This window comes from Streptomyces sp. MB09-02B, assembly GCF_033794485.1.
GTDB lineage: Bacteria > Actinomycetota > Actinomycetes > Streptomycetales > Streptomycetaceae > Streptomyces.
Genome location: NZ_JARGEE010000332.1, coordinates 1 through 10,207, shown reverse-complemented (window position 1 = coordinate 10,207; position 10,207 = coordinate 1). Strand labels below are relative to the sequence as shown.

Annotated in this window: 9 protein-coding genes; 5 read left to right on the top strand and 4 right to left on the bottom strand. The window is 70.9% G+C overall.

Annotated elements, in window-relative coordinates:
- Positions 1–195: 195 nt before the first annotated feature.
- Positions 196–1,443 (bottom strand): cytochrome P450, encoded by a 1,248-nt coding sequence (locus P1P70_RS33190; RefSeq protein WP_319244408.1) that lies wholly within the window; start codon positions 1,441–1,443, stop codon positions 196–198.
- A 200-nt stretch (positions 1,444–1,643) separates the two neighbouring features.
- On the opposite strand from P1P70_RS33190, the gene P1P70_RS33185 reads away from it, so the two are divergent.
- A complete protein-coding gene (locus P1P70_RS33185) occupies positions 1,644–2,033 on the top strand; it encodes a hypothetical protein (protein WP_319244406.1) in 390 nt (129 codons plus the stop codon).
- A gap of 164 nt (positions 2,034–2,197) precedes the next feature.
- Here P1P70_RS33185 and P1P70_RS33180 read toward each other — a convergent pair whose 3' ends face one another.
- Together P1P70_RS33180 and P1P70_RS33175 are read right to left on the bottom strand one after the other, a co-directional pair.
- A complete protein-coding gene (locus P1P70_RS33180; RefSeq protein ID WP_319244404.1) occupies positions 2,198–2,617 on the bottom strand; it encodes a DUF6114 domain-containing protein in 420 nt (139 codons plus the stop codon).
- A complete protein-coding gene (locus P1P70_RS33175; RefSeq protein WP_220645968.1) occupies positions 2,617–3,276 on the bottom strand; it encodes a DUF6230 family protein in 660 nt (219 codons plus the stop codon). The genes P1P70_RS33180 and P1P70_RS33175 overlap by 1 nt, the downstream gene beginning before the upstream one ends.
- 733 nt (positions 3,277–4,009) lie before the next feature.
- Between P1P70_RS33175 and P1P70_RS33170 the strand changes: the two genes are divergently transcribed.
- Positions 4,010–4,663: a Tat pathway signal sequence domain protein gene (locus P1P70_RS33170; RefSeq protein ID WP_319244401.1), complete on the top strand. Its 654-nt coding sequence runs from the start codon at positions 4,010–4,012 to the stop codon at positions 4,661–4,663.
- A gap of 103 nt (positions 4,664–4,766) precedes the next feature.
- Here the strand turns inward: P1P70_RS33170 and P1P70_RS33165 are convergent, their stop codons facing one another.
- Positions 4,767–5,864 (bottom strand): lytic polysaccharide monooxygenase, encoded by a 1,098-nt coding sequence (locus P1P70_RS33165; RefSeq protein WP_319244399.1) that lies wholly within the window; start codon positions 5,862–5,864, stop codon positions 4,767–4,769.
- 374 nt (positions 5,865–6,238) lie between these two features.
- Here P1P70_RS33165 and P1P70_RS33160 point away from each other — a divergent pair, with 374 nt between their 5' ends.
- From P1P70_RS33160 to P1P70_RS33150, 3 genes are all read left to right on the top strand, one after another.
- Entirely contained in the window at positions 6,239–8,071 is a 1,833-nt protein-coding gene (locus P1P70_RS33160; RefSeq protein WP_413471606.1) for a S8 family peptidase, read from the top strand.
- A 138-nt stretch (positions 8,072–8,209) separates the two neighbouring features.
- Positions 8,210–8,836 (top strand): hypothetical protein, encoded by a 627-nt coding sequence (locus P1P70_RS33155; RefSeq protein ID WP_319244397.1) that lies wholly within the window; start codon positions 8,210–8,212, stop codon positions 8,834–8,836.
- Positions 8,829–10,022, top strand: coding sequence for a damage-control phosphatase ARMT1 family protein (locus P1P70_RS33150; protein WP_319244395.1), 1,194 nt, complete (start codon positions 8,829–8,831; stop codon positions 10,020–10,022). The genes P1P70_RS33155 and P1P70_RS33150 overlap by 8 nt, the downstream gene beginning before the upstream one ends.
- Positions 10,023–10,207 lie beyond the last annotated feature (185 nt).

Below are 10,207 nucleotides of genomic sequence, written 5' to 3'. Positions count from 1 at the left end.
GTGATACGCCTGCCGGGCTGGGCTGGGGAGGGGAGCGGACCGGTGCCGGGACCGCCCCGCCGGGTTGAACAGGGGGGGCGGACCGGTGCCGGGACATCCGTCGGGCCGCGCGCGGACTCCGTCCGGCGATGCCGACCTGCTCTGCCGTGGCCCGGCTCCACCGGTGGGCTTCGTCAGGCGATGCGGTCGGCTTCGTCAGGCGGTGCGGACCGGTAGGCGCCGGTGGCCGTTGGAGATGAACGACTCCACGTGCCCCAACTCCTCGTCCGAGGCGACCAGTTCGAGCGTCGGGAAGCGCGCGAAGAGTGCCGGGAGCGCCATGCGGGCCTCCAGACGGCCGAGCGGGGCGCCCAGGCAGTGGTGGACCCCGTGACCGAAGGCGAGGTGTTCCTTGTCGGCCCGGGTGACGTCGAAGACGTCGGCGTCCTTCCCGTGCAGCTCGGGGTCGCGCCCAGCGGCGGCGTACGCGGCCAGGATCGGCTCACCTTTCGCGATCACCACCCCGTCGGGACCGCCGAACTCGGTGAGGGCGAGGTCCTCCACGGCGTAGCGCAGCGGCAGATTCGCCACGGGCGCCCGCGCCCGCAGCGTCTCCTCGATCACGTCGTCCCAGCTCGCCCGGCCCTCCCGGACATGGGCGAGCTGTTCCGGGTGGGTCAGCAGGGCGTGGACGGCCTGGTCGAGGAGGTTGACGGTGGTCTCGTGCCCGGCGCTGATCATCAGGACCAGGGTGTCGATCAGCTCCTGCTCGCTGAGCCGGGTCTCGTCCTCGTCGCGGGCGGAGATCAGCCCGGAGGTGAGGTCGTCGCCGGGCGACTCCCGCTTGGCAGCGACGAGTTCGGCCAGCACGGCCTGCAACCTGCCGAACGCGGCGGTCATCTCACCGGGGTCGGCGGAGGTGTCGAAGATCTTGTCCACCAACTCCCGCAGGCCCAGGCCCCGTTCCTCGGGCAGCCCGAAGAGGTCGGTGATCACCTGGATCGGCAGCGGATAGCAGAACTGCTCCCGCAGATCGATGCTCTCGCCCCGCCGGAAGCCCTCCTCGATCCGGTCGAGCAGACCCTCGGTGATCTCCGCGATACGCGGCTGCAGGGCGTTGGTGCGGCGCGCGGTGAACGCCTTGGCGACCAGCGTGCGCAGCCGTCTGTGGTCCCCGCCGTACGCGGTGAACATGTTCTGCACGGCGACCCAGGTGAACAGCGGCCACTCGGGGGTGATCTCACCGGCCGCGAACCTCGGCCAGTGCTGCCGCGCGTCCTTCGACACCCGGGGATCGGTGAGGAGCCGCTTGAGCAACTCGGGGCTGCTGACGGCCCAGGCCTCGACGGTCGGCGGTCCCGGCAGCACGACCCGGGTCGCCGGACCCGTCTCGCGGAGTCGGGCGGCCTCACCATGGATGTCACGGCCGGTCGGGTCGATCACTAACGGGCTCGGGTGGCCCATGCGGGTCCTCCTGGGTCGAAGACGGTCCAACAGCGCAACGTGCGAGTCCGGTCACGCTACGGCTCGGTGGCGTCGTCCGGCGACCTGGTGCGCCGCGCGCTGCGTACGACGGCAACTTCCCTGCGCGTACTCGCAAGTCGGCCGCCCGGACCGCTCCTAGGATCGGGCCCACCCCCCCCCATGAAGAGCCGGTGAGTGCCATGACGGTCAGCAGGGCCCCGCGCTGGATGTGTTCCTACAGCCCCGAAGTACGCACCGTGCCCGCCGGGCGCTGGTGGAACGCCGTACGGGTGCCGGCGGCCCTCGGAGCCCTCGCCCTCAAGTTCCTCGGGGACGAGAGCGGGGCCGTCATCAAGGACGGCTACGGCGGCATCATGTACTGGCTGGTCCCGCCGGGCGACGCGTCCGCCTGGCGCCTGCCCGACGTCCAGGTCCTCGGCCGGGGCAGCCACGTGGCCGTTCCGCCCCTGCGCCGCACCGCGGGCCCCGGCCTCTACTGGCGTGTCCCGCTCACCCACGACACCTACTGGACGAACACGGCCCGGCTGCACTCGGCCCTGACGGCAGCGGCGGCGTCGGCTTCCCTGTGAACGCCGAACCCCGCACCACCAGGGGCGCGGGGAACTGCGCGAACAACCACGACGGACCGGTACCCGCCGAACAACCACGACGGACCGGTACCGGCCGAACAACCACGACGGACCGGTACCGGCCGAACAACCACGACGGACCGGTACGCGGCGAACAACCACGGCTACCCGAGCTCTGCGGCGTGCTTCTCCGAAGCCTGTGCCGCCGCCTTCTCGGCCCGCTTCGCCGAACGCTTCTGCCGTGGTTCCTGATCAGGCAGCCAGCCGAAGGCCAGCGTGCTGCCCACCGCGCCCATCAGCAGTCCCACGACGAACCCGCCGATGTTGGACGTGAGCCACGTGCCCAGTGAGAGCATGATCCCGAGGATGGAGTAGAACAGGCGCTGAGCGGGATTGAAGATGATCAGCAACCCGCACACGATCATCAGCGAGGGCAGGAGGTAGCCCGCCAGCCCCTGCATGCCGATCTTCAGGATGACCGGGAGCGGCGCCTTCATGGTCAAGAGGATCTCGGCGCCGCCCAACGCCAGCAGCAGACCACCGGCGAACGGCCGGTGACCTCTCCATTCCCGGAAGCCGCTCACTAGTCGCAGCCCTCGCTCTCGAACCTCATGTGCAGGTCGGGGAGCTTGAAGACGGCCGCCGTGGCGGCGTAGTTGTGCTGGTACAGATCGGTGATCGTCACCGAGTCGGCCTGCTGGCCGTAGACACCGGGCTGACCCTTCTGGTCCACCTTGTCGAACGTGCTGGAGTCACGGCCGATCTCGATGTTGTTGAACGAGGCGTCGCCCGAGATGTCGTCGGAGTCGATCGCCAGGTTCTTCACGCTCACCGGCGTGCCCTTGTTGCCGGCCGTGAGGACCAGCTGGATGCCGCCGAGGTCCACGCTCTGGCAGAGGTTCGTCAGCTTGCCGTTCTTCACGACCGAGGTCACGACCAGCACCTGACCGCCGGTGTCACCCTCGTTCGGGCTGTTCTCGATCATGTGGTCCAGTGCGCCGAACTGGGCGAAGCCCTCACCGTCGAGCTTGTCGGCGGTGACCACGAACGGCATGCCGGAGATGGCGAACTGGACACCCAGAGCACCCTGCGCGGTCAGGATCATCAGACCGGCGGCGACCGCCGTGGCCGGCACCGCCATCACCGCGGCGCGCTTCAGACGGACCCGCCCGCGTCTTCCGGACGCTTCGGGACCCTCGGGTCTTTCGTTGGTGGACGCCGTGGCGTCCGAGGACGAGGCCATGTGTGCTCCCTGGACTTCCAAGTCATTGCAGTTGGGGCAACGGCACGTTGTCCTGGCGCGGACAGCGGTTGCGGCGCACGCCTCAGAGCACCTCCCGTGGTGCAAGGGCTTACTTGCTACGCCGCAGTAGCCATTCCGGAAGTTACCGGTGGTTACATTCAAGGGTCAAGGTGCTTGTGGCAAAAGGATGTTGGTTGTGCCGTCCCTGTGAAAGGTGAACATCTCTCACCTTTGGTTTTGTCTCCGGAAGCCGCTGATTCCGGCCAACCCGAAAGCGGTTCCCGGTCATCAACTTCCTTGCGATGCCTTGACGTTGACTCATTTTCAGGTCTACAACTCTCCCGGGTTTCCCCCACGGATCCGTGGCGCCGGATCCGACGCGCAGCGCCTGTCACCGTCCCGAACGCCCCGTCGCCGACAGGGCGTGGGTGACCCACCTGAACGCGCTGCGCGGCCCACGCAGCACCACCCTCGCCGCGGTGCCGGGCACGGTCGCCTTCCCCTCCACTGGGCCGTGATCCGGTTCCCGGCTGTCGCTGTCGATCCGTCACGTACGGAGAAGGCGTGCCACGGATCGGCAGCGACCGTACGGCGCCGTGCGGCATCGCCGCGTTCCCCCGCGCGAACGGTGACCACTCGCGCGCGATCACCACAGTCCCCGCACCGTCGAGGGCTGTCACCCGCACCTTCCGAGGGCCCAGTCGGCTCTCACTTCCCGAGAAGAGGCACCCCCATGCGTACGCGATCCCTCCTTGCCCTCGCCGCCGGCACCGCCGCCCTGATGGTGTCGGCCGTCAGCCCCGCCTCCGCCGCGGACAGCGTGCTCACCACCGGCGGCCCCGCCGGTGACGCGGTCGCGGTCGGCGACGTCCTCAGCGCCTCGCTGGCCTCCGGCACGGCCGCCACCTTCCGCTCCAGCGCGACGGGCACGAGCGGTGTCTCCTGTGCCGCGTCGACCTTCACCGCCACGGTCACCGACAACCCGGCGGCGCCCGGCACGGCCACCGAGACCGTGGACGCGCACACCTTCGGCAGCTGCACCAGCAACGTCTTCGGCGTGACCGGCGTCAACAGCGTCACGGTCAACAACCTGCCCTACACCACCGCCGTGACCTCGGACGGCGTCGTCACGGTCAGCCCGGCCGAGGGCTCGGTCCTCCAGACCACCGTCGTGCTGCGCACGCTGCTGGGCACGATCAACTGCGTCTACCAGGCGCCCAGCATCACCGGAACCTCCGACAACACCGACAACAGCATCAACTTCACCGCCCAGGCCTTCACCAAGACCTCGGGCTCCTCGCTGTGCTTCGCCAACGGCTACTTCACGGCGAAGTACGCGCCCGTCACGGACACCAACCAGGGCGGCGCGACGGTCTTCACCAACTGACCGCGCAAGCAGGTCGGTCACCGGTCCGGCGGCCGGTGACCGACCCGAGGCGCTGATCGGTCGCCCGATCGGCGCCTCGTTCGGCGGCCGGTCGGTTGCCCGATCAGCCGTCGACGCGGGAGCGGCGCCCTCGTCCGCGGAGGTGAAGAGCGGCGCCCACGGTGAGCACCAGGGCCGTTGCGCCGCCCGCCACCAGCAGCGGTACGGAGGTGCCGCTCTCGTCGGTCGTGGAGGCGACGGGGCTGCCGGCGTCGGCCGCCCGTGCATCACCCTCGGCGTCGTCGGGACCGGCGGGCGGTGCCTCGGTGGACGGCGTCGGTGCCGTCGTCGCGGACCCGGACTCCTCGTCCCCCGCCTTCCCGTCGGCCGGCTTCCCGGCCGCGGTCTCCTCGCCCCCGGTCGGCGTCCTCTCCGAACTCCCGCCGTCCGCACCGGAGTCGGCCTGTTTCGCCTTCGGGAACACCACGTCCGAGCACGAGTAGTAGGTGTCGACCGTGCTCGTGTTCTGCCAGATCGTGTAGAGCACATGGTGCCCGGTCCGGTCGGCCGGCAGTTCCGCCGAGAATCGGTACGAGCCGTTCCGTAGCGGCGGGTCGGTGATCGAGGCGAACGGCTTCTCGGGCAGGTCGGACCACTTCAGCGGCTTCGTGGGGTCGTACCCCGGCTTCGTCAGGAACAGTTTGAAGGTCCCCGTGTGCGGGATCGTCGACCGGTACGTCAGATCCAGCGTGGCGCCGGGGGAGAGGCGGGTCGAGGGCCAGTCGGCGCGGGCCAGGTCGAGCCCCTGGTAGGCCGCGAGCCCTCCGCTGCACAACCGCCCGTCGGGGACGACCTCCCGGTCCCGCCCGTTCACCCCGGCGATCCGCATGTTGTCCCACGCGGTGAAGGGCGCCCCGTTCGCGGCGACGGCGGCCTCGCACGCCGCCGTGCCCTGGCCGTCACCCTCCGGCGAGCACGCCGAGACCCGGCTCACCGGGTCCGTCGGCGCACCGTGCGCCCAGGCCGGTCCGACCGCGCCCACGGTGAGAAGCAGGGGAGCCACCACGGTGGCGGCGGCGGTCCCGACGACGGCGCGGCGCCCGGTGGCACCGGCGGTCCCGCGACGGGCGGTCCCGCGACGGGCAGTCGCGTGGTGGGCGGTCGCGTGCTGGGCGGACGAGCGGTGGGCGGACGAGCGGTACATCCGGTAGGTCCGATCCATGGAGGGCCGAGGGCCGAGGGCTGGGCTGACGGTCGGTGCACCGTGTCGTACGGGACCCATGGGTGCCGCGTTCAACGGTCCGAGCCTGTTCGACCGGTCGGATCCGGCCGTGCGCCGTGTGCCGGCAAAGCGTCGGCAAAACCGGCGAAGCGGCACATCGGGCCCCGACTGCCGGGCGGCATAGGGGAGTTCCCCGGGGGTCGAGGGTTTTCCCCGTATCCCCATGACCTGGGCTTTGCCTAATGTCATCGCACAGCCGAACCATAGGTAACCCCTGGTGGAACGGCTCGCGCTTGGCCGGTCTGTGCGCCAACCCTTTCTGGACCCCCCGCCGCTTCGATGAAGAAGCGTTTCACTGCCGCTCCTCCCCTGACATGAGCAGGCCACGAAAGGCGAAGCCCTTGCGTACTTCTTCTTCTCGTACCGCAGGACGGAAGCTCATATCCGTCGCCGCGGTCTCCGTCGCCCTGGTGGCGGGCATGACCTCCTCGGTCGCCGTCGCCCAGGCCCCGTCCGCGAAGTCCGACGCCGCCGTGGCCGGTGCCACCGAGGCCGCGCCCGGCACCGTCGCCGAGCGCCTGATCGTCGGCTACAAGTCCGGCGCCGCCGAGGCCACCTCGAACAAGGCCGCCGACGCCGACGCCGCCGCGAAGGGCAAGGAGGCCGGCGAGAGCCTCGACTTCCAGCGCCGGCTCGGCAGCGGCGCCGCCCTGGTCGACCTGGGCGACGACCTCAGCAAGACGGACGTCGCCGACGTCATCTCCGAGTACCAGGCCGACCCGCAGGTCGCCTACGTCGTCCCGGACCGCCTGAACAAGGCGCTGGCCACCCCGAACGACACCGAGTACACCAAGCAGTGGGACCTCTACGAGTCCACGGCTGGCATGAACCTGCCAGGCGCCTGGGACAAGACCACCGGCACCGGCGTGACGGTCGCCGTCATCGACACCGGTTACGTCGCCCACTCGGACCTCGCCGCGAACATCGTCGGCGGCTACGACTTCATCGCCGACACCGCCGTCGCCAACGACGGCAACGGCCGTGACAGCAACCCGGCCGACCCGGGAGACTGGACCTCGGACCGCGAGTGCGCCGCCGACTGGGAGGCCCAGACGTCCTCCTGGCACGGCACGCACGTGGCCGGCACCATCGCCGCCGTCACCAACAACAGCAAGGGTGTCGCCGGTATCGCCTACGGCGCCAAGGTCTCCCCGCTGCGGGTCCTCGGCAAGTGCGGCGGCTACGACTCCGACATCATCGACGCCATCACCTGGGCGTCCGGCGGCACCGTCTCCGGCGTGCCCGCCAACACCAACGTCGCCAAGGTCATCAACATGAGCCTCGGCGGTGGCGGCGCCTGCACCACCGCGACCCAGACCGCGATCAACGCCGCCGTGAACCGCGGCACCACGGTCGTCGTCGCGGCGGGCAACAGCAACGCCAACGCGGCCAACTACTCGCCGGCCAGCTGCAGCAACGTGATCTCGGTGGCGGCCACCAACCGCGCCGGCGCCCGCTCGTACTACTCCAACTTCGGCTCGGTCGTCGACATCGCGGCCCCCGGCGGCGAGACCCGCACCGTCGAGAGCGGCGGCATCCTGTCGACGCTGAACTCGGGCACCTCGACCCCCGGCAGCGAGTCCTACGACTACTACCAGGGCACCAGCATGGCCGCCCCGCACATCGCGGGCCTCGCCGCGCTGCTGAAGTCGGCCAGCTCCGCGCTGACCCCGGCCCAGATCGAGTCCGCGATCAAGACCAACTCGCGTGCTCTGCCGGGCGCCTGCTCGGGCGGCTGCGGCGCGGGCCTGGCCGACGCGGCCAAGACGGTGCAGGCGGTGACCGGTGGCGGTTCCACGGGGGGCACCACCTTCACCAACACCACGGCCGTCTCCATCCCGGACAACGGCGCGGCGATCGAGTCCTCGATCTCCGTCACCGGCCGCACGGGCAACGCGCCCTCGGCGCTCCAGGTCGGCGTGGACATCACCCACACCTACCGCGGTGACCTGGTCCTGACCCTGGTGGCCCCGGACGGCTCGACCTACCCGCTCAAGGCCTCCAGCTCGGACTCCGCGGACAACCTGGTCACCACCTACTCGGTGAACGCCTCCAGCGAGGTCGCCAACGGCACCTGGAAGCTCCGCGTCCAGGACGTCGCCGCCGCGGACACCGGCCGGCTCAACAACTGGAAGCTGACCTTCTGAGTCCCGGGCCGTCAGGCCCGTGACCCCGGCCGAACGGCCGGACCGATGGACCGCCACCCCCCACTGCCGGCGGCCGAGCGATGCGAGCGGGCATCGGTCGGCCGCCGGCGCATGCACGCCGGGCGTTAGCGTATGCGCATGGCGACAGAGAAGTTCGAGGCATCGAAGGAGACTCCGGCCGGGGGACTCGGCGCGGCTCCGGTCATGGCGGTGTGCCCCCGCTGCGGCGCTTCGGAGCCGTCGGTGCGCACGGTTCCCGATGCCTGCGCCGCACCCGACTCCCCGGGCTCCGGCCTCTCCGACCGACTGGCGAAGGCCCCCGGCGTGGAGTCGAGGTTCGACAGCTCCCTGCACTTCCTGGAAGGCATGGCCCTGACCGTCGTCTGCGCGGGCCTCGCCCAGCACGGAGTCCAGGACGACAAGCCCCTCTTCACGATCGGCGGCGCCGTCCTCGCCGTCCTCCTCTTCGTCGGCACCCTCTGGGTGGTCCGCGGCGAAGCCCGCGAACGCGCCACCGTCGCCGCGGGCAGGCCACGCGCCGAGGAGCTCTGGAACCCCGCCCACCACTGCGCGTCCTGCGAGTCCGTCTTCTACCCCACCGGCAGCCCGTGGGCGGGCCCGCTGACGACGGACCAGTTCCGCAAGTACGTCTGGACCGAGGCCGGGTTCACCAAGCAACTCGACGAGAAGCTGAAGCAGGTGGAACTGCCGCCCCGCACACCCACCGGCCCCACCGCCCCCGGAGGAGCCCACGGCCATGCCTGACGCGCCCGCCCCCGCCACCGCGCCGGTCGTCCGCGCCGCCGACCCGGCCTCCTTCCCGCACAGCGTCCTCGCCGAACGGCACCCCGCCCTCATCCGCAAGGTCCAGGACGCCACCCCGTACGGCCCCGAACAGCGTCGCGCGCTGGACGAGTTGCTGCACAACACCCTCCACGGCACCGTCGCGCCACCGGCCGACGACGACTGGTGGGACAACTGGGACGCCCGCCGCTACGCCGGCCGCTCCTGGTTCTCCCTCCCCTTCCTCGCCGCCGAGAGCTGCTTCTACCGCCAACTCCTGTGCGCCGTCGGCTACTTCGACCCCGGCCCCTGGCAGGGAGTCGACCCGTTCCGCCCCTTCAAACTGGCCGAACTGGACACGCCCGAGGCCGCCGCCGAGCTCGACGCCCTCGGCCCCCTGTCCGAACGCCCCCTGCCCGAGCAGCTCGACGCCCTCCTGCACGGCTCCCTCTGGGGCAACCGCGCGGACCTCGGCTTCCGCCTCCAGAGCACCGAGGAGACGTCGGTCGACTCCCCGTTGGTCGCGGACGACAGCGAAGCGCTGCTCTCCCTGCTGACGCGAACGGCACCCGGCCCGGCCGCACGCGGCACCGGCTCCGTCGGCCGCACGCTCTGCCTGGTAGCCGACAACGCGGGCCGCGAACTGATTCCCGACCTCCTCCTCATCGACCACCTCCTCACCCACGGCCACTTCGACCGCGCCGTGCTGCACCTGAAGCCGTACCCGTACTTCGTCTCGGACGCGACCACCGCCGACACCCTGGACGCGGTACGCCACCTGGTCGCGGCGAAGACCGACGCGGGCCACCGCCTCCACACAGCCCTCTCCGAAGGCCGCCTGGCCCTGCGCACCCACCCCTTCTCCTGCGCCCCACTGCCCTACGCCGCCATGCCCGCCGACCTGCGAGCGGACTTCGCCTCCGCCGACCTGACCCTGATGAAGGGCGACCTCAACTACCGCCGCCTGGTGGGCGACCACCTCTGGCCCCCCACCACCCCCTTCACCGAGGTCACCGCCTACTTCCCCACCCCGGTGGCCGCCCTCCGCACCCTCAAGTCGGACGTCGTCACGGGCCTCACCCCCGAGACGGTGACCACCCTCACGGAGTCCGAGGGCCACCACTGGCGCACAAGCGGAACGAGGGCCCTGATCCAACTCAGAACCTGAGAGACGACCGACCCCTGGGGTGGGATGGGGTGGGAGCGGGGGCGCAGCCCCCGCTCCCACCCCAGGGGCGCGGGGAACTGCGCGCCCAGCCCCCACCGAACCCGCAGCTGGGGGTCAAAGGGGCGCAGCCCCTTGGTGGGGGCACCTCCCGCTCGAGCGAAGTCGAGAGTGGGGGAGGGACGGGT